Source organism: Mycobacterium rhizamassiliense (assembly GCF_900157375.1).
GTDB lineage: Bacteria > Actinomycetota > Actinomycetes > Mycobacteriales > Mycobacteriaceae > Mycobacterium > Mycobacterium rhizamassiliense.
Map to the genome: position 1 here is coordinate 4,375,818 of NZ_LT721901.1, position 18,896 is coordinate 4,394,713.

The following is an 18,896-nucleotide window of genomic DNA, read 5'->3' on the forward strand; positions in this document are numbered from 1 at the left end:
CCGGCGGCGGCGTGACCGGGCTGCTCGAACTCGACCGGTTCGCCGCGGAGATGCCGTTCGCGCTCGACGGCTTCCAGCGGCGGGCATGCGAGGCCCTCGAACGCGGCCACGGCGTGTTGGTTTGCGCCCCAACGGGTGCCGGCAAGACAGTCGTCGGCGAGTTCGCCGTGCACCTGGCGCTGGCGGCCGGCGGCAAGTGCTTCTACACCACGCCGCTCAAGGCGCTGAGCAATCAGAAACACAACGACCTGATCGCGCGCTACGGCCGCGACCGCATCGGCCTGCTGACCGGCGACATGTCGGTGAACTCGGACGCGCCGGTGGTGGTGATGACCACCGAAGTGCTGCGCAACATGCTCTACGCGGATTCGCCTGCGCTGCAAGGCCTTTCGCACGTAGTGATGGACGAGGTGCATTTCCTCGCCGACCGGATGCGGGGCCCGGTGTGGGAAGAGGTCATCCTGCATCTGCCCGACGAGGTGCGGCTGGTGAGCCTGTCGGCGACGGTGAGCAACGCCGAGGAGTTCGGCGGCTGGATCCAGACCGTGCGCGGCGACACGACGGTGGTGGTCGACGAGCACCGGCCGGTGCCGCTGTGGCAACACGTCCTGGCGGGCAAGCGGCTGTTCGACCTGTTCGACTATCGCAACGACGAATCCGGCGACAAGCATAAGCCGCGCGTGGACCCAGACCTGTTGCGCCACATCGCCCATCGCCGCGAGGCCGACCGCATGTCGGACTGGCAGCCCCGGCGGGGTGGCGGGCGCGGGCGCCCGAGCCGGCCGCGGTTCTATCGCCCGCCGCCGCGACCGGACGTCATCGCGACGCTGGATTCCGCCGGGCTGCTGCCGGCGATCACGTTCGTCTTCTCCCGGGCCGGCTGTGACGCCGCGGTCCAGCAGTGCCTGCGCTCGCCGCTGCGACTGACCAACGACGAGGAGCGCGCGCAGATCGCCGAGGTGATCGAGCACCGCTGCGGCGATCTGGACGAGGCCGATCTGGGGGTGCTGGGCTACTACGAGTGGCGCGAGGGGCTGCTGCGCGGGCTGGCGGCGCATCACGCCGGGATGTTGCCGGCGTTCCGGCATACGGTCGAGGAGCTGTTCACCGCCGGGCTGGTCAGGGCGGTGTTCGCGACGGAGACCTTGGCGCTGGGCATCAACATGCCCGCCCGCACCGTGGTGCTCGAGCGGCTGGTGAAGTTCAACGGCGAGCAGCACGTGCCGCTGACGCCGGGGGAGTACACGCAGCTCACCGGGCGCGCCGGGCGGCGCGGCATCGACGTCGAGGGCCACGCGGTGGTGCTGTGGCATCCCGGCGAGGAGACCAGCGAGCCGTCGGCGGTGGCGGGGCTGGCGTCCACCCGGACCTTCCCGCTGCGCAGCTCGTTCGCGCCGTCCTACAACATGACGATCAACCTGGTGCAGCACATGGGCCCGGAGCAGGCCCATCAGCTGCTCGAGCAGTCGTTCGCTCAGTATCAGTCCGACCGGTCCGTCGTCGGGCTGGTGAAAGGCATCGACCGGGGCACCCAGATGCTCGGCGAGATCGCGGCCGAGTTGGGCGGCCCCGAGGCGCCGATCCTCGAATACGCCCGGATGCGCGCGCGGATCTCCGAGATGGAAAAGGCGCAGTCGCGGGCGTCGCGGCTGCATCGGCGGCAGGCGGCCGGCGAGGCGCTGGCCGGGCTGCGCCGCGGCGACATCATCACCATCACGCAGGGGCGGCACAGCGGGCTGGCGGTGGTGCTGGAGACGGCCCGCGACGGCGACGATCCGCGGCCGTTGGTGCTGACCGAGCATCGGTGGGCGGGCCGGATCTCGTCAGCCGACTACTCGGGCGCGACATCGCCCGTCGGGTCGATGCCGCTGCCCAAGCGGGTCGAGCACCGGCAGCCGCGGGTGCGCCGCGACCTGGCGTCGGCGCTGCGATCCGCCACCGAGGGGTTGGCGATCCAGTCGACGCGCCGGCGTGGCGGGGGCGGCGACGACGAAGGGTTTCACGACCCGGAGCTGGCGTCGCTGCGCAACCAGCTGCGCCAGCATCCCGCGCACAACAGCCCGGGCATCGAGGAGCGGGTCCGCGAGGCGGAGCGCTATCTGCGCATCGAACGCGACAACGCGCAGCTGGAAAAGAAGGTGGCCGCCGCCACCAACTCGCTGGCCCGCACGTTCGACCGGATCGTCGGGCTGCTCACGGAGCGCGAGTTCATCCAGGGGCCCGCCGACGATCCGCGCGTCACCAGCGACGGGCGCTTGTTGGCGCGTATCTATAGCGAAAGCGACCTGCTGGTCGCCGAATGCCTGCGCAGCGGTGCGTGGGCGGGGTTGAAGTCGGCGGAGTTGGCGGCGGTGGTGTCGTCGGTGATCTACGAGACTCGCGGCGGCGATGGGCCCGGCGGACCGTTCGCCGCGGACGCGCCCACGCCGGCATTGCGCCAGGCGCTGCACCAGACGTCGCGGCTGTCCATGGCGCTGCGCGCCGACGAGCAGACGCACCGGATCACCCCCGGCCGCGAACCCGACGACGGCTTCGTCGTCGTGATGTACCGGTGGGCCCGCAGCGGTGATCTGACCGCGGCGCTGGCCGCCGCGGATGCCACCGGCAGCGGCTCCCCGTTGCTGGCGGGGGATTTCGTGCGGTGGTGCCGCCAGGTGCTGGATCTGCTCGACCAGGTGCGCAATGCCGCCCCCGACGCTGAACTGCGGGCCACGGCCAAACGCGCTATCAATGAGGTTCGGCGCGGCGTCGTCGCTGTTGACGCCGGGTAGGCTGGGCCGCGGCTACCGTTAGGTCGGTGCCGAAACACGAGGGAGCTGAGGAGAAACGATGAGCGGACCGCACGGATCGGACCCGGGCCAGCAATGGCAACCGCCCGGCGAGGGTGGCGATCGGTCCTCGGAACCCACTCAGGCCGCGGCCTCGCCCTGGCAGCAAGGGCCGTCCGGAGGGGAGCAGACCTGGCAGGCCCCGGCCTACACGCCGCAGTCGGGCTACCCGCCCTACCAACAGCCGGGTGAGCAGGCATACCCGCAGCAGCAGTACGGCCAGCAGCAGCCCGGCTACCCGCAGCAGCCTGAGCAGCAGTACGGCGCTTCCCAGCAGCCGACGCAGTACGCCGCGCCCGGGCAGTACAGCCAGCCGGGGCAATACGCGCAGCCGGGGCAATATGCGCAGCCGGGCCAGTACGGCCAGCCCGACCAATACGGCCAGTACGGTCAGCCGGGGCAATACGGCCAGCCTGGGTACCCGCAGCAATATCCGCCCTACGAGCAGCCGGGGAAAAAGCGCTCGATGGCGCTGATCGGCGGCATCGGCGGCGTGGTGGCGTTCCTAATCATCGCGGCCGTGCTGGTGCTCGGCTTCTGGGAGCCCGGGTTCTTCGTCACGACCAAGCTGGACATCACCAAGGCGCAGGCCGGGGTGCAGCAGATCCTGTCCGACGAGACCAACGGCTACGGTGCCAAGAACGTGCAGAACGTCAAGTGCAACAACGGAACCGACCCCGTCGTGAAGAAGGGCGGCAGCTTCGACTGCAGCGTCAGCATCGACGGCGCGCAGAAGAAGGTGACGGTGACCTTCCAGGACGACAAGGGCACCTACGAGGTCGGCCGGCCCCAGTAGCCATTGGGGTAGCCGTCACCCGGTCACGCTGGCAGCGAGTCGAGCGCCTTCTGCAATCGGGCGATCGAGGATCCGACCCCCAGTTGGGTCGCGAGTTCGGCGGTGCGTTTCGCGTCCTTGGCCACCAGCGGTAGCTCGTCGGTCCGCGTCGACAGCGTGACCGGCGCGTCGGTGGCGACCCGCACCACCTGACCGGCGGCCTCGATGTAGTCGGTCGCGCCCAGCAGTTTGCCCCGCACACCCTTGGCCAACTTGGACTTTGGGTCCTGCGCGGCGGCCATGATCTGCTCCAGCGACCCGTGCTGGGCCAGCAGGGTGGCCGCGGTTTTTTCCCCGACGCCGGGCACACCCGGTAGGCCGTCGGACGGGTCACCACGCAGCAGCGCGAGTTCGGCGTAGGCGGCCCCGGCCCTTTTGATCGGCACGCCGTATTGCTCGGCCACTTCCTTGGGGCCGAACAGCGTGGCTTTGGCCAGCCCGCGGCCCAGGTAGAGCACCCGGACGGCGACGGGGTCGTCGGTGACCACCTGCAGCAGGTCGCGGTCCCCGCTGACCACCACGACCGGGTCGTCGCGTTCCTGCGCGGCCAGCGTGCCCAGCACGTCGTCGGCCTCGAACCCCTCCGCGCCCGCCGTCGCGATGCCGAACGCGTCGAGCAGCTCCATGATCATGTCGACCTGCGGCGACAGCTCGTCGGGGACTTCCTCGATGTCGGGAGTGCCCTGCGGTTCGGGTTCGGCGACGCGATGCGCCTTATACGACGGGATCAGGTCGACCCGGAACTGCGGCCGCCAATCCAGGTCGAGGCAGACGGCCAGCCTTTTCGGCCGCTGCTGGGCGATGACGACGGCCATCGAGTCGACGAATCCGCGGACGGCGTTGACGGGCCGCCCGTCGGGCGTGGTGATCGACGACGGCACGCCGAAGTACGAGCGGAACCACATGCTGGCCCCGTCGAGCAGTAACACGGGCGCGGGCATGCGGGCTATGGTCTCACGTCGTCTTCTTTCGGCGCCGAACGTCGAGTTGTTGTCGACTTTTTGGTCGAATCCGCGCAATAACTCGAGGCTCGCCGCGCCGCCCGTGCGGTTAGCCTGGCTGCCATGGAATCTCATCGATTCGACTCCGCCGTGTACGCCCGGCGCCTGGCGGCCGCCGCCGCCGCGACTTTGGACGCTGGGCTCGACGGCCTGGTGATCAGCCCGGGTTATGACCTGCGTTATCTCATCGGGTCGCGTGCCGACACCTTCGAGCGGCTCACCGCGCTGGTGCTGCCGGCGGTCGGGAATCCGACGGTGGTGGTGCCGCGCCTAGAGCTCGCCTCGTTTCGGGGATCGTTTCTTTCCGAACTGGGCGTAGCGGTGTGCGATTGGGTGGACGGCGACGACCCGTATGCGTTGGTTCGCGATGCTCTCGGCGGGGGGCCTGCCGCTGTGGCGGTCACGGATTCGATGCCGGCGCTGCACGTGTTGCCGTTGGCCGGGGTGCTCGGCGTGCTGCCGGTGCTGGCCACCGACGTGCTGCGCGAGCTGCGGATGGTCAAGGAGGAGTGCGAGATCGACGCGCTGCGCAAGGCGGGTTCGGCCATCGATCGAGTGCATGCGCGGGTGCCGGAGTTTCTGGTTCCGGGCCGCACCGAGGCTGATGTTGCTGCCGACATCGCCGAAGCGATTGTCGCCGAAGGGCATTCGGAGGTGGCGTTCATCATCGTCGGGTCGGGCCCGCATGGCGCCGATCCGCATCACCGGTATTCCGATCGCGAGTTGCAGGTCGGCGACATCGTCGTCGTGGATATCGGGGGTTCGTATGAGCCCGGATACAATTCCGACTCGACGCGCACGTACAGCATCGGCGAGCCGGAAGCTGAAGTGGCTGAACAGTATTCGATACTGCAGCGGGCCCAGCGTGCGGCGTTAGACTTCGTGCGGCCGGGTGTGACAGCATCGGAGGTCGATGCCGCCGCGCGCGACGTGCTGGCCGAGGCCGGGCTGGCGGAGTATTTCGTGCATCGCACCGGCCATGGCATCGGCCTGTCGGTACACGAGGAGCCGTACATCGTCGCCGGCAATGACGTGCCTTTGACTGCGGGCATGGCCTTTTCGATCGAGCCGGGCATCTACTTCCCGGGCAACTGGGGCGCCCGAATCGAGGACATCGTCGTGGTGACCGACGATGGCGCGCTTGCCGTCAACAACCGCCCGCGCGAATTGATTGTGGTGCCCGTGGCGTAGATGCCCCTAATGGGGCCGGACCGCCCGCACTTGGAAGCGCCGATCAATTTCAGAGTGGCTACCGCGATCCGCATTTGCGGTGTAAACAAGCATTAACGCATTTTGCAGTTCGAGATGGGGCGGTTGTGAACGAAGATGCAGCGGGTGGCGGGCGACCGCGCAACCACGAAGTGCCACCGAGGGCCTACGGGCCACCGCCGTCGTATTTCGGTCGGCCGCCTCCGCCCGGAGCGTATCTACCGCCGACGGATGAGGGTCTGCGCGGAGGTGGCCCGTATCAGGTGCCGCCCGCAATGGGCATGGGGGTGCCGCCGGGCTACGGGGGTGAGGTGCCGGCTGGCCAGCCTCGTCGCACCCGCCGATGGTGGTTGCTCGGCGGGCTAGGGTTATTCGTTGTCGTGGCCGTGGTAGCTGGCTTGCTTTTCGTTAGATCTGCAGGCAACTCTGATGGGCGACAGGCGACCACCAGTACCAGCGCTCCGGCGACGTCGTCCATGCCGTCAGTCCCCATGTCTGCGCTTGACGGCATATTGCCGAGCCCGGGTGACGTAGCTTCTGCGGTTTCGGCACCACCGTTGCTTTCTTTGACTAAACCTGCGGAATCCCACGCTTTCTACACCGGCTCGATCGTCGACAATAACTGTGCCGGCGTGGTATTCGCGGCGGAGCAATCGTTCTACGAGGGCACCGGCTGGGTGTCGATGCGAAAGCAAGAGTTGGCGGATGCACAGGACGCTGCCGCAATAAAGTACTCCGTGATCGAAGCGGTGGTGGCATTTCAGGATGCCGGCACCGCTGCCAAGTTTTACCAGCGGGCGTCTGACATCTTCCATAAGTGCGCAAATCGGACCCTTAACGTCCGCGACGTCAACGTGACGGATCAGGGGCAAGCGTTCGAGATGGTCGGCCCAGTCTCGGAGAAAGATGGAATCGTTTCCGCCTCGCTGCTATGGGAGGGCGGCGATGGCAGGAACTGTCAGCGCGGTGTATCAGCGCATAACAACATTGCGATCGACATTTCTGTATGCGGGTATAGCGTGCCCGACTCTGTGTCACCGGCTTTGATCAAACCTATTGCGGCCAAGATCGATACGGCGCGGTGATGCTCGAAGCGACGTTGACCGCCCGGCGATTGGTGACGGCCACTTGATGCGAGCACACATCCTGTTTTGCGCGGCCGCCGTTTGTCTGACAATGTGCGGCTGCACCAACACCGTTGCCGGTGCGGCGGGAAAGACACACCAAGTCGTCGGTGGTGTCGACTCAGGGGCGCTCGATACCGGTAACTTCCCGACGGTTGTGCAGCCGCCGTTCGGCCATGCCGGTAACGTTCATGACGGCTCCTTACTTGAAGCGCGCCGGCTGGCCAGCAACGTAGTGCCGCCTTTCGAGGTGGATGCGAGCCTTTCTGACTCGGAGATGACCAGAGCAACACCACTGCAGAGTGCTGAAGCGCTGAGTTTTGCTCTACCCGAACCGATTCCGGACGGTGTGTCGAAACACAATTTCATTATAGGGTTTTCTGCCGAGCGCATGAAGATGAACAGAGAACTCACAAATATTGTGCTGCGCTTCGCAGCACCAGAAGACGCAGTTGCAGCCGCTGCGGACATGGCCACGAAGAGCGCGAGTGTCCAAACGAGGTACAACGGGCCGAAGCCGACCCACCCCATTCCGATCCCGCGTCATCCGCAAACCGCTGCAGCTATGTATGAGGACAATGGTCGCGTAAACGTATTCGCGTACACCCCGCATGGCCCGTACGTGCTCTGTCAGTACGCGGATGGCGGTGAAGGAGTCGATGTGTTCACCAACATGGTGGCTACGACGATTGATCTGCAAGTGCCGCTGATTGACCAATTCACGCCGACGCCGGCCGAACAGATTCCCGACTTGCCCATCGATCCCACTGGGCTCTGGGCGCGCACCTTGCCGGCCGAGGATACGCCTTCCGTCGACGAAGGCGTCTACGATTCACGGGCGATCTTACACTTCAAGTCCAATGGGGCCCGCTCGAAGAAAATGTATGATTCCGCAGGCTTGCAATATGTTTCGATCAGCAAAGACACTGTCTACCAGACGCGCGACGCCGCGGCGGCGTCGCGCCTTATTCAGGATCTCGTAGCGGACGCGGGTGCCAACGGCATTGCGGCTGCCGGGGTGCGGGGGCTCGCTGCCGCAAAGTGCTTCAAGCCCAATGACGTAGCATCTCAAACCTTCTACTGCATCGCACAGGCCGACAAGTATGTGGTTGAGGCGACTGATGACGATCCCGCTGTTCGCGAGAAAGTGGCCGCGCAGTACCTCATGCTGACAGCCAAATAAGCTCTCGGTTTCCGACCCGTTATCGCGCCGGCTAGGTTGACGAGCGCGGCTGCACTGCCCGTAGTTTCTCGGCGCTGCGCTCGTCCATGTCGACGAACTCGGTGGCGGCCCGGTGCGCCTTGCGACCAATGCCGGTCAGCGTTTCCTGATGGGCCTGCAGGGTTTTCGCGTGGTGTGCGTGGGCCGCGCTGACAACGCCGTGAAAATCGTCGGCTGCGGGGAAGTCGCCGAACATCCCTGACGGCAACGCCGCCCGTGTTAGGTGATTGGCCGCGTCTTGCGCATGGTCACCCGCGCGGTAGGTCTGGTTGCCCCCCGAATGCAGCAATTTAGGATCAACGAACATCTCAACCCCCTTCTGACCTGCCCCAAGGCTACTCACGCTTGGCCGCTTGGCAATTCACCTCACGAGTCCGGGGGCGCCGCCTGCTTGCCCCGTCCCATCGGCCACCGCTGCCCGATTGCATAGCCGAGCAGGTAGGCGATGCTGGGGGCGAGCCACAGCAGTAGGGACACAACTGTTGCGATGCCGGCCTGGACATACTGGCCGCGCGCGATCGGGAGTTTGCGCGTGGCATCGTCGATGCCAGCACCCGCGCAGAGGAGTGTCAAAAACGCCGTCCCGAAAATTGCTTGCGTGGGCCATCCGAAGGCGTACACGTTGCCGGCCACAATGCAGGTAAACGCAACCAAGATCCACCATATCTTGGGCGCGGACACTTGCCCGATATGCGACGAGTAGCTATCGGGCGGTGCCGATGGCGGCGGACCGATCGTTTTGCCTGCAGACGGATCCGGCTGGATGTTGTTGAGCGATAAGGCGTAGATTCGCCCGCCGATTTTCAAGTATGGCGTGCGCATGTAGGCGTAGAAAACCGCGACGAACACGCACAGCAGTCCGAATGCCAAAGTTACCCGCCAGCCTCGTTGCAAAACGGCCAGAGAGAGGCAGGACGTGGAGATTAGCCAGCTCAGCCAGTAAAGCCCGCGGGCGCGTTTGCGGTCATCTACGAATGCGCTGGCAACCGCACCAATCAGCCCAGCACAGACACCCGCAATGAACAGCGCGTTGGTCCAGGCGGACCGGACTAAGTGTCCCTCGCCTGACCTGGCTAACAGGTTCACGCCATCATTTATCCAACTGCCCACCAAGAGTCCCACCTAAATTCTCGCCGGTCCACGCGCCGAACGCAGCCCCAATTATCGCGCCGAAGATGGCGCCTTCTGGCCCGATGAAGGTTCCGGCTAGAGCTCCGCCGGCCGCCGAGCCCGCCCAGCCGCCTCCGATGCTTCCGCCGAGTTTGCCCAGAGTTTGGCCTACAGGCGCCCCATTCATCAAATCGTTAGTGGCTAAGCCGACTTCGATGACTGTGCCGCCTGCGTCTAACGACTTGCCGATCCGTTCGAAGACCTTTACATCTTGTGGGGTAAACGCGTCAACGGCGTGTCGGCCACCACGTGCAGCTACCGCACCATCGACGCCCGCGCCCGTGAGAGTAACAATCTGGCCGTCTTGCTTAACCATCTCAGCCCATGGGATCCCCTGCTCAACGCCGCGAGCGACTGCCTTTGCAGCGCTGGGTGACATCCCTTGCCACTCTAGTCCTTTGACTGCCTGCTGCATGACGAAGGCGCGAGCGTGTTGTTCGCTGTCGTCGAGCAGTTGCGTCGCCTGATCGGGACTCATCTGCGGCCCTCCCAAGATCCCTTGCTCGAGTTTTTTCTGCAATTCGAGCCGCATCTGTGCCCGGGTGCGCGCATCGCCGCCGAGTACTCGATCGGTCGGCAGTGGGCCGGTGAAGTGTGCCAGGGCGAAATCATCGAGGCGTTCGCTGGCTAGTCGACGGGCATCTAGGCTGGCAGCCGGGTTGGTAGCGATCGCATAGTCGCGTAAACGTGCTGCAGCATCAGCCTTTTCAGGTGTCATACCACCCGGGCTATCGACTAGCGCCTGATCAAGTTGGCGCTGCTTCGCGTCGTAATTCTTAACCGCATTTTGGTCGTGCTCGTCGTGGCTGGATTTGCCGTCGTCATCAATTCCCTGGATGGGCGACGGGTCGTACCCGTCGTCGACCCGCAGGCTGGTCACCGCCTTCTCGAGGTTATCGGTGTAGCCGTCGCGCAGTGACTCCAGCGTGCCCAAAGTCGATTTGGTGTCGGCGTCTGCGAGGTTTATCAGGTCATTGATGCGCTGCTGAATCGCGGCTGTGTCCTCAGGATTGTGCGGGTCATGCAGAAGGTGGCCCAGCGCTCCATCGATATCCTTGAGTTGGGCGTCCAAAGACGAGATCTGTGTCGCCGAGATGCGTTGCGTTTCGGCTAATTTGGCGGCGATGTTTTCTAGGTCGGTGCCGATCTTGGGCAGCTTGTCGGCCTGCACACCGAGTGACTGCGTGGCGCGCTGTACCTCGGCTGAGTCGTTGATCGGATGATTGCCGTTTTCCCGATTCCATGACGCCTCAAAGCGATTGCGCGCTTCTTCGAATGCCTTACTGGACTCTGTGGTACAGCGGCCGGCATTGTGAAACGCCAGCGCCAAGTCGGAAATCTGGTTGGGACGGCCGCGTTGCAGGCTTGTGTCGACCGCCCACGGGTCACCGCCTGCCGCGGCGATAACTTGACCGATGTCTAGGTTCTCGAGTTGCGGCACCATGATTCACCCGTCGCGTTAGGGGTTCTGTGTAGCCGTGCTGTTGCAGGCTTCGAACCACGCGAGATGATAAGTGGCAGTTGACTTATCACCGGCAATCAGCGCGTCGATGGCGGCCAGCAGCTGCCAGTTGCCGACGTCATGGGCATCTACGTTATCCGGATAGCTATCCAGGACGCGGGAGCTGATAGCGTCGAGGTGTTGGCGTAGCAGTTCGACTTCCTTGTCCAGGACGCCCGTACCGCCGGAAGCCGCCTTGGCCAGCGTGTGGGCGAGGCGGGGGAGACCGTCGCGCCACTGAGTGGCTTGGCTTAGCTCCCAACCGAGTTCGTCGATCTCGGGTACGTGTCGAGGGCGAGGCGACGTCGGGATTGGTTCGTCATCCGGCTCGGGGACATGGTGGATCGGGGTGTAGCTGGCCGCCACGCCGACTTCGCCGAGCAGCGTCTCCAGGTCGCCGCGTCGCCGTTCCGGCGGCAAAAGTGTGACCGCAGCGGGAAGTTCGATTCCCGGAGGGATCCAGCCGCTGGCCAGATCGGTTGCCAGCACAGTGGTGTTGTCGGGGCGGTCTCCGGCGGCCCAGGCCAGGCGGGGTTGCTGGCGGGCGACGGCGGATACCAAGCGCTGCAATCTATTCCGTGCAGTGGCATCAGCCGATGCCGCTCCGGCTACGGCACCGGTGGCGGTGGCCATGACCGACTCGGTTCCTAGGCTTGAGGGCGACGACGGTGGCGGAGGCGTCGGGACTTGGCGCACAACCGTCGGCGTCCCCGAACTGCCTTGCCCCGCTGAGGGATGGACCGGGGCCGAAGCCGGTGCCATCGAGGACGGCACACTCGGAGGCGCGGCCGAGATCGTGGGCGTCGGCGCCGCGGGTCGGATATCGGAAGCGTAAGCGGGCAGCCCGCCCGACGGAGCGGACGGTGCGGCCGCAGAGCCGCCTGAGGTGGCCGGTCCTGACATCATTTGGGGGGCCGGCGCTGCCTCCGAAGCGGACACGTGCGAGACCGGCGCCGGCGCTTCGTATGCCTGGGCGACTGCGGGGACACCCGCGCCCGCCATTGGTGTCGTCGCTGGCGACGGCGGAACTTGTGGGTCTGTGGGTGCCATCTGTGCAGGCGGGAGAGCGCCGGCTCCCGCCGATCCGGCTTGCAGGCCCTTGTCGAAGCTGTGCATCAGTTCGCCCGGGGTTGCGGGCTGGGGCGCGCCCGTCGGCGCGACTGGCGCACCCGTTAGGCCCGCGGGAGACGTGCTGGATAGGCCCGAGCTGGGCCCGCCGCTCATTGGCGACCCCATCGAGCCACCGCCTGCGTGTGGCAGCGATGGTGCCGACGGCAGCGCGCTCGCGGTCGGCGCTGGTGCTTTCGGTGCCGGCGGCGCCTGAGGGGGCGGGTTGAGACCAAGACCTGGTGTGACACCCGTACGTGAGTGGTAGCCAGCAGCGTGGATCTGGGTTCCTGGGGCAGGAGTCGATGCCGCGAGGCCAGATGTGACGCCCGCGGGACCGCCGGCTCCTGTCGGAGAGAGTTGGCCGTCTGGCGAGAAAGACCCTCCCTCTGGCGAGCCCAACGAGGACTTAAGGCCCCCGGTGAGCCCTGCTGGTGAACTGTTCTTCTCGAGGTCGGTTCGAACTCGGTCCTCTAGGTTCTTCTGGTCATCGGGCTGTCTAAACATGTGCCCCATGTCGAGACCGTGAGTCTGAGTAAATTGGCGCGCTGATTGTCCGGGTTTGTCCGCATTGAGGACCGTCTGCATTGCATCGGACACGTTTCCGGCATACTTTGCGGCAAGAATATTCGCCTGTGCTCTGAACTGTTGAATCGCAGTTACGATCTGCGGCACTTTCGCTTCGACCGGCTGTTTAGATTCTTCGATTTCTTTGATCTGCTGATTGCCTTCCTTTGCTATATTCGCCAACGAGTGCTGGAGGTTCACCATGCTGTCGTAAGCGGTGCCGTATGCAGTTTCTTTGGTCCCGCTCTTGTCGGATATTTCCCTTGCCTGTTTCTCGCCGTCCTGAAAGGCATTGCGCAAGTCGTCGGCCGTGTGTCCTTGTTGCGGGGCGAGCGGCCCGGTCAGAGCACTGTGCAATATATCCGAAAAGTGCTGGTACGCCGACTTGATTTGGCCCCGATTCAGCTTGCCCTGCGATAGCGCTGCCAGATCCCCGTCGGACGGCCATAGCGCGCCAACAAGTACGAATGACCACTTACCTTCAGGGAATTCCATTTACACAGCCCGTCGTACAGCGCTTAATCCGAATTCGAATATATACACATACCCATGACTCCATCATTTACACAAACCTTCGATGGCCAGGGTTGTTTCATCGGCGGCATGTACGGTTGGTTCCATATCGGAATCGGGCATGCTATTCAGGTAATCGATGGTTAACTCTTGAAAAAGGCCTGTCAGTTTACGGATCGCTGTTGCGATTTCTTCCGGAGTAGCGGGCTCTGAGGAAAGCACGGTCCGGAGATGCTCGCTGCCCGCTAAGAGCGCTTGTCGGCCGGTGAGTCCATATACCTGTTGGGCGGTCGGGTCAGCGCCCATGTCCCGACCTGTGCTCGCCTTAATCGCGGTATGCACTTTCTGGTATTCGGCACAGACCTTTTTCTTCGCGTCCGCAATCTGCTGGGCGGAGTAGGCAGGTGCGGTAGGGGGTTTGGGGATCGCGACGGCGAGCGTGATCAGAAGGCCGATGAGCAAGACGACAAACATAGGCCATTGTCGCCTTCGGGGAGGCGGACCCGCTGGGGGCCACGGGGGCGGCATATGCGGAGCAGCTGAAGGTGGAGGAAATTCCGACACTGTCTGATCCTATCGCCTATTGATGCAAATACGATGAAAGACATTCTTGCGCAAGCAGTCTGGTCTTGAGAAGGTCATCTACGAAGTCCTGCCTTTTACCGCGTTGAGTCTGGCTCATCGTCGTCTCGCTTTTGCTCGGGCAAGAGGATGCGACGACTCGCAATCGGTTTGCCCTCAACACGTTTGACAACTTCAGGCGAGGGCGGCGGTTTGGTGATACGTCCCTGCACCGGAGCGCCATTCTTGACGGTCGGGGCGACAATCCGCTTGGTTCCCGGCTTGTCATCTTTGTTGGACCCAGCGCCACCGTGCATGCCGCCAGGCGGCATCATCGGCATTCCGCCCATCCCACCCCTGGGGCCCGCGGAAGGCGTTGCGGCACTGGGCGTTCCTCCCGCGGCGCCGTGGGCGGCAGCGGGCTCGGTACCCGCCGACGGGGCGGGAAGCGGACCCAGCATCGCGGTGGGTGTGGTCGCGCCCAATCCACCGCCGAGGCCGCCACCGCCGCCTCCGAGCCCGCCCGCACCCTTTGTGGACCCGGCTAATTCGGCCGGAATAGCGCCAGCCGCAGCTCCGCCCGCGCCGTGCTGCATAGCGCCCATGCCTGCCTGCATCGCTTGCATTGCCTGCTGGGGAAGCTGGCTCAGCGGTTGCATCAAACCGCTCATGGCGCCTGAGAGTCCGCCCAACATTCCCGACAGCATCTGCGGGATCTGCTGCACCATTTGGGCCATCTGGTCCGGTTGAGCCGCCTTCTGCGCCGATTCCGCCTCGTTGGCAGGGAATTTGGTGAGGGCGTCGCCAGTCTTGGCGTCACGTTGGGCGTATCCGCCCTCGGCGGCCGTCATATCGGCCGGATCGCCCGTGTTGGCGGCTAGCCCAAAGATCCTCAGCAGCTGGCTCATGAGGGACTGACCAGTTGCCAGCTGATCGGGCGTGATGCCGGGAGGCGGCGGCTGCTTGGTGAGTTGCGCGAGCTCGTCGAGAAGTATCTGTAGCTGGCTGGTCATGGCGTTCTCCCGCGGACCGGTGCCTGGACCTGGTTGGCTTCCCAACTCAGCAAGCAGGTGCCGACCAACATCTCATCCTTCCGTGCCATCGAGACCCCGATATGAGCGCGGGCGCCAATGCGACTCGTATTCCCTAATGCTGCAGGTCTGAACCACACAATGCACCCCCGTGCGCCTTGATGGCGAGGCTAATCACGGTATGAATTCCGGTCAATTCACCGCGGAGTTGTACCAGCGAGTTGTCGCGAGAGCCCACTACGCCTGGCGTTGTGCCGCGATCCGGGGGTGAATAGCGCCAGCGTGCGGTGTGGACGAAAATTCCGCCCGTGACCGTCCTCGCCGTCGACCCGGAGGCGCTTTACGCCGCTGGCAGCGCCGTGGTTGCGGTGGGCGAGGGGCTGGGCGCGGCGATGGCCGTGTTGACGGCCGGATTCGGCGCCAACACGGGATCAGACATCGCCGGCGAGCTGTTCGGGTTGGGTTATCAATCCGCGGCGGAGTCCTTACTCAAGTCGGCGACGGCGGCGGTCAACGCATGCCAACAGATCGGCGCCCTGATCCAACAAGGCGCCTCGAACTATTCGATCGCCGAAGCGGCCTCGAATCTGGGCGGCGGTGCTGGCGTGCTGCAGCCGCCGGCCGCGCCGACAAAAGTCGCGGCTCCCCGGCCTCCGGGCACGCTCGGCCCGGGAGAGCCGCCGCCGCCGCTTTGGGCTGTGGTGCAGCCCTTGGTGGACAGCCTCTGGCCCGACGGCGACGTAGCGGGACTACATGCGGCCGCGGGGTGTTGGCGGACGTTCGCGTCGGCGGTAGGTGGGATGAGCGGCGCCCTGAGCGGTCCGGGGACGCTGATCGGCACTCAGCAGATGCCCGAACGCTTCCTGATAATCCAGGTTTTGACTCAGATGGAAGTTGCCGTAGCCACATTGAGCGGGCAATGCGACAAGATGGCCGCCCTCCTGGACAGTTTCGCCAAGGAGGTGGGCCAGGCTCAACACGACATCCGAGATCTGTTGCAACGCTTGGGCTCACTGACCGACCTCTGGCACGACGTGGAGTTGATCTTGGACGGTGATGCTCTCGACGAGATCAGGAAGATCGCGCAGGACGTCAATGCTGTGTTACACGAATTGGGTCGGCAGGCAAGGGCTTTCGAGCAGGGCATCAAGCTGCTGATGCATGTCGCCGACGGCTTAGTCGTTGACCTGGAGAAGTTCATGCGCGGCCAGTTCAAGAATTTTCTGGGCGACGTCGTAGGCAACAAGGTCGCAAACGATTTCGACTTTGCGGCCAACGTGATCGAGGGACTTGGCAAGGGAGTCGTCCAGGCGACCCTGGGCATGGTGGACCTCGGTCCGGGGTGGATCTTTCTCGATCCCAAGGGTGCTGAGACCACCTGGAAGTCCACTTTGGAGAGCCAGTTCAAAGCGAGCGCGGTTAACCAAATTCTGCATCCCAAGGAGGGTGTGCAGGCCAACGCGCAAATGTGGAAATCGCTTTTGCACCTGGATGATTGGAGCGGGGATCGGCCGGGGCTGGGGCTTGGAGAAAACATCGCCGATGGTCTGATGCTTATGCTTCCTGGCGTCGGTGAAGTGGGAGCCGGCGCTGAGGCCGGGTCGGCGGCCGCGCGTGGTGCTGAAGAAGCGGGCGAAGCCGCGGGCGCGGCGGGCCGTGTTGGAAAGATTGCGACGAGTAGCCGCGCCTTGGGTGATATCAGCAACGTCGGCACCAACCTCACCAAAGACCTCGACAACCTCAAACTGGATGCGTCCAAGGCGGACATTCCTGCCGCAGGTCGACCGATGCCCGCCCCGCCGACCGAGGTTCCGGGAGCGCCAGCGCCGCGACCCGTCGAGTCCGCACCGCCCGGGACGCCTTCGCCTCACTCGCCGACCGCGCCGGGCGGAGCCGGCCCGGGACGACCTGGGGCGCCAGGTGCTCCGCACGATGCGCCTACACCCGGGGCGGGTGGTGGTCCGCGTGAGCCAATGTCAGTGCCCGCTAGCCCCAGTGAGCAATTGCTATCCCACACTCCACAGCTCGCGGAGCCAGCACCCGCTCGCGTCCCAGGGTCGACCAACGACTCTCCGGCTGAAGTAGTGCCGGCCCCCACACAGGCACCCGCACTCGCATCTTCGGCACCCCAATCGTCGACTCCACATTTCACGTCGCCCAGCGCGTCTCCGCCAGAGTTTTCGCACCCAGGTGGTGATGGCTGGCACGGACCCGGTGACGGTGGCCCTTCGAGCGCTTATCAACACGAACCCGGATTGTCCGGTTCGGACGATCTAAATGGGGCTCCCGGACGCAATCCGTCGGACGTGGGCCCACATGAACCTCCGCATCGTGAAGGAGAGCAGGCGGACGAAGCTGCTGTCGATGATCTAGGCGGCCCTGACAGGTCGAGGCATGCCATAAGTGGGCATGGCGCGTACGACCCAGCCCGCGGCGACATAAGCGTGCCACCGGGCACAACCATCACGGTCTATGCGGAGCACGGATCGAGCATTAGTGATGCACTCGGCAATTTGATCGAAACCGGTGGCGATACGTCGGGGGTGTATTCGAAGACGTTCGCGTCGGGTGAATCGATGCCGAACTACACGATCTATCCGCCAGATGGTCTTAATATTATGGGTGGACCGCAAACAGTTCTTTCGCCAACACATTTGAGTGATCTTTTAGCAGAGGATATGGGACCCGTTGATCTCGCCGTATGTACGTACGACCCGACCTGCCCGACGGGTAAGGTATATGATGTTGACGGTATATTTGACGAATGGACGGGAATCTTTAAGGCCTATGAAAGGTAGCTATTTTGACGCCGAATAGCGCTGAAATCGAGGAACTCGTGCGTATCGCAGCCGAAGAGGCGGATCCTGCTGCGAACAAACGCTTGTTCCGAGCTCTTCGTAGCGTTGAAGTATTCTTCCCCATGGAAACCGGACAGCACGCAAGCGGAGGGAAAAAAGCTACTCCGTTGCTCCGCCTGCCCGACGGTACGCGTGCCATGATGCTGTACACGTCAAAGTCTCATCCGGATCTGCCGGGTCGGTTCGGTGGGGGAAGTTTCCGCGACGCGCTCGCAGCAGCACTGAAAATGCCGGTGCTCGATTGGGTAATTGTGTCTAACCGGGCTTCGCAGTGGGTTGCTGTCGGAAAGAGTCAGATCCCAGCCGTTCTAGACGATCTTCGGTCGGGCGAGCACGCGGCGAGCAGTTCTTTCAGCTCGTCTGAAAGTCGCCCGGCAGACCAGAGTCTTGAGGCGCTCATCACGCGCGCCGTACACAGTGAGCCGGAACAACTATCACCCGCTATACCGTCTCTGCTTCAGGGGCGCGAGCTCTACCTAGAGTTGAACGCGGAGAAGGTTGGCGATGCGGGCCAACCGGTTATGAAGACAATTTCGGTCGAGCACATGGCTAATGTCATTCGCGCATACCTCACCCGGAGCCGACCCGGAATCGCGTATGGCGGTATTACCTGGGAAGCCTTGAAGGAAATGGTAAATAACGAGGCTCAAATCCAGGGAGTACAGCTCATAAACGATTCTGACGACTGGGTTATCTTCGACCGTGAATCGCTGGGTTGCAGTGATTCGAATGAGTAAGAAAATTGGTGGAAAGACTTTCACCACACCCGAAGAGCTGGGCCGCACCCCACCGACAGAACAGGAGTTGGCGCGCGTGCTCGCCAGATACTTGATGAGTTCAGGCGCCAGATAGATGCCGTACCCCCGGAGGACCGAGTTAAAGAAGTCTACCTAAATTCTGGGATGACATTTCAGGGACGGAGTTTGATCCCCGGCGGGAACAGTAACCGCCCGCTGACTTACTCGCTGCGGTCGAGCAGATCCGACGAGCCGAGCACGCGCTCGATCTGCACCTCGATGACCACCCGGCGCGGATTCGGGCGGGGGGTCCGATAGCGCTGGGCGTAGCGCAGCTCGGCGTCGCGCACGGCATCGGCGTCGTTGTTGACCTTGGACCGGCCTTCGAGTGAAATCCAGCGGGCTCCGTCGACCTGACTCAGCACGGCCACCCCGGCGCGGTCGGCGTTGACGGCCTTCTGGGTGCCCCCGCTGGTGATGACCCGCGCGATGTGCGTCCTGGGGTCGAAGGTGAATCCGACGGCCACCACATGCGGCGAATTGTCCGCTCGAAGCGTGGTCAGCATCGCCAGGTGACGCTCGGACAGGAACGCCAAAGCGTCATCAGTGAGCCGTGTAGTGGTGTTCGCCAT

The 18,896-nt window shown here is 64.1% G+C and carries 16 protein-coding genes; 8 read left to right on the plus strand and 8 right to left on the minus strand.

Annotation, left to right across the window (positions count from 1 at the left end):
• Window positions 1-11: 11 nt before the first annotated feature.
• Window positions 12-2,771, plus strand: a complete 2,760-nt coding sequence (locus tag MRAB57_RS21135) for a DEAD/DEAH box helicase (RefSeq protein WP_077089076.1) — start codon at window positions 12-14, stop codon at window positions 2,769-2,771.
• Window positions 2,772-2,829: 58 nt separating this feature from the next.
• On the plus strand, window positions 2,830-3,624 hold the full coding sequence (locus MRAB57_RS21140; RefSeq protein WP_077089077.1) for a DUF4333 domain-containing protein: 795 nt from the start codon (window positions 2,830-2,832) through the stop codon (window positions 3,622-3,624).
• A gap of 23 nt (window positions 3,625-3,647) precedes the next feature.
• Here the strand turns inward: MRAB57_RS21140 and MRAB57_RS21145 are convergent, their stop codons facing one another.
• Complete coding sequence (locus tag MRAB57_RS21145) at window positions 3,648-4,604, minus strand: 5'-3' exonuclease (protein WP_077089078.1); 957 nt, start codon at window positions 4,602-4,604, stop codon at window positions 3,648-3,650.
• A gap of 123 nt (window positions 4,605-4,727) precedes the next feature.
• Between MRAB57_RS21145 and MRAB57_RS21150 the strand changes: the two genes are divergently transcribed.
• From MRAB57_RS21150 to MRAB57_RS28645, 3 genes are all read left to right on the plus strand, one after another.
• Window positions 4,728-5,855 carry a M24 family metallopeptidase gene (locus MRAB57_RS21150; protein ID WP_077089079.1) on the plus strand — a complete coding sequence of 376 codons (1,128 nt, stop codon included), beginning with the start codon at window positions 4,728-4,730 and terminating at the stop codon, window positions 5,853-5,855.
• A gap of 509 nt (window positions 5,856-6,364) precedes the next feature.
• Window positions 6,365-6,958, plus strand: coding sequence for a sensor domain-containing protein (locus MRAB57_RS21155; protein WP_077089080.1), 594 nt, complete (start codon window positions 6,365-6,367; stop codon window positions 6,956-6,958).
• A 46-nt stretch (window positions 6,959-7,004) separates the two neighbouring features.
• On the plus strand, window positions 7,005-8,180 hold the full coding sequence (locus MRAB57_RS28645; protein WP_157900645.1) for a DUF7373 family lipoprotein: 1,176 nt from the start codon (window positions 7,005-7,007) through the stop codon (window positions 8,178-8,180).
• 31 nt (window positions 8,181-8,211) lie between these two features.
• Here the strand turns inward: MRAB57_RS28645 and MRAB57_RS21165 are convergent, their stop codons facing one another.
• The 4 genes from MRAB57_RS21165 to MRAB57_RS28830 are packed head-to-tail and all read right to left on the minus strand — an operon-like array spanning window position 8,212 to window position 11,523.
• Window positions 8,212-8,526, minus strand: a complete 315-nt coding sequence (locus MRAB57_RS21165; protein WP_077089082.1) for a DUF2563 family protein — start codon at window positions 8,524-8,526, stop codon at window positions 8,212-8,214.
• Window positions 8,527-8,585: 59 nt separating this feature from the next.
• Window positions 8,586-9,305, minus strand: a complete 720-nt coding sequence (locus MRAB57_RS21170) for a hypothetical protein (protein WP_157900646.1) — start codon at window positions 9,303-9,305, stop codon at window positions 8,586-8,588.
• Window positions 9,306-9,309: 4 nt separating this feature from the next.
• Complete coding sequence (locus tag MRAB57_RS21175) at window positions 9,310-10,833, minus strand: putative alpha/beta hydrolase (protein WP_077089084.1); 1,524 nt, start codon at window positions 10,831-10,833, stop codon at window positions 9,310-9,312.
• Between the two features lie 15 nt (window positions 10,834-10,848).
• Window positions 10,849-11,523: a DUF5631 domain-containing protein gene (locus MRAB57_RS28830; protein ID WP_173813955.1), complete on the minus strand. Its 675-nt coding sequence runs from the start codon at window positions 11,521-11,523 to the stop codon at window positions 10,849-10,851.
• A 1,026-nt stretch (window positions 11,524-12,549) separates the two neighbouring features.
• Here MRAB57_RS28830 and MRAB57_RS28835 point away from each other — a divergent pair.
• Complete coding sequence (locus tag MRAB57_RS28835; protein WP_173813956.1) at window positions 12,550-12,984, plus strand: hypothetical protein; 435 nt, start codon at window positions 12,550-12,552, stop codon at window positions 12,982-12,984.
• 138 nt (window positions 12,985-13,122) lie between these two features.
• Here MRAB57_RS28835 and MRAB57_RS21190 read toward each other — a convergent pair whose 3' ends face one another.
• On the minus strand, window positions 13,123-13,551 hold the full coding sequence (locus MRAB57_RS21190; RefSeq protein WP_077089087.1) for a hypothetical protein: 429 nt from the start codon (window positions 13,549-13,551) through the stop codon (window positions 13,123-13,125).
• A 185-nt stretch (window positions 13,552-13,736) separates the two neighbouring features.
• Window positions 13,737-14,651, minus strand: coding sequence for a hypothetical protein (locus MRAB57_RS21195; protein WP_108637977.1), 915 nt, complete (start codon window positions 14,649-14,651; stop codon window positions 13,737-13,739).
• Window positions 14,652-14,977: 326 nt separating this feature from the next.
• Here MRAB57_RS21195 and MRAB57_RS21200 point away from each other — a divergent pair, with 326 nt between their 5' ends.
• Together MRAB57_RS21200 and MRAB57_RS21205 are read left to right on the plus strand one after the other, a co-directional pair.
• Window positions 14,978-17,467 carry a putative adhesin gene (locus MRAB57_RS21200; RefSeq protein ID WP_077089088.1) on the plus strand — a complete coding sequence of 830 codons (2,490 nt, stop codon included), beginning with the start codon at window positions 14,978-14,980 and terminating at the stop codon, window positions 17,465-17,467.
• Window positions 17,468-17,472: 5 nt separating this feature from the next.
• Window positions 17,473-18,264 (plus strand): SseB family protein, encoded by a 792-nt coding sequence (locus tag MRAB57_RS21205; protein ID WP_083743486.1) that lies wholly within the window; start codon window positions 17,473-17,475, stop codon window positions 18,262-18,264.
• A gap of 221 nt (window positions 18,265-18,485) precedes the next feature.
• Here MRAB57_RS21205 and MRAB57_RS21215 read toward each other — a convergent pair whose 3' ends face one another.
• Complete coding sequence (locus tag MRAB57_RS21215; RefSeq protein WP_077089090.1) at window positions 18,486-18,896, minus strand: F420-dependent biliverdin reductase; 411 nt, start codon at window positions 18,894-18,896, stop codon at window positions 18,486-18,488.

Coding starts and splice junctions, on each gene's coding strand:
- MRAB57_RS21140 (WP_077089077.1), top strand. CDS start 2,830: ATGAGCGGACCGCACGGATCGGACCCGGGCCAGCAATGGCAACCGCCC.
- MRAB57_RS21145 (WP_077089078.1), bottom strand. CDS start 4,604: ATGCCCGCGCCCGTGTTACTGCTCGACGGGGCCAGCATGTGGTTCCGC.
- MRAB57_RS21150 (WP_077089079.1), top strand. CDS start 4,728: ATGGAATCTCATCGATTCGACTCCGCCGTGTACGCCCGGCGCCTGGCG.
- MRAB57_RS21155 (WP_077089080.1), top strand. CDS start 6,365: ATGTCTGCGCTTGACGGCATATTGCCGAGCCCGGGTGACGTAGCTTCT.
- MRAB57_RS28645 (WP_157900645.1), top strand. CDS start 7,005: ATGCGAGCACACATCCTGTTTTGCGCGGCCGCCGTTTGTCTGACAATG.
- MRAB57_RS21165 (WP_077089082.1), bottom strand. CDS start 8,526: ATGTTCGTTGATCCTAAATTGCTGCATTCGGGGGGCAACCAGACCTAC.
- MRAB57_RS21175 (WP_077089084.1), bottom strand. CDS start 10,833: ATGGTGCCGCAACTCGAGAACCTAGACATCGGTCAAGTTATCGCCGCG.
- MRAB57_RS28830 (WP_173813955.1), bottom strand. CDS start 11,523: ATGGCCACCGCCACCGGTGCCGTAGCCGGAGCGGCATCGGCTGATGCC.
- MRAB57_RS21190 (WP_077089087.1), bottom strand. CDS start 13,551: ATGTTTGTCGTCTTGCTCATCGGCCTTCTGATCACGCTCGCCGTCGCG.
- MRAB57_RS21195 (WP_108637977.1), bottom strand. CDS start 14,651: ATGACCAGCCAGCTACAGATACTTCTCGACGAGCTCGCGCAACTCACC.
- MRAB57_RS21215 (WP_077089090.1), bottom strand. CDS start 18,896: ATGGCGAACACCACTACACGGCTCACTGATGACGCTTTGGCGTTCCTG.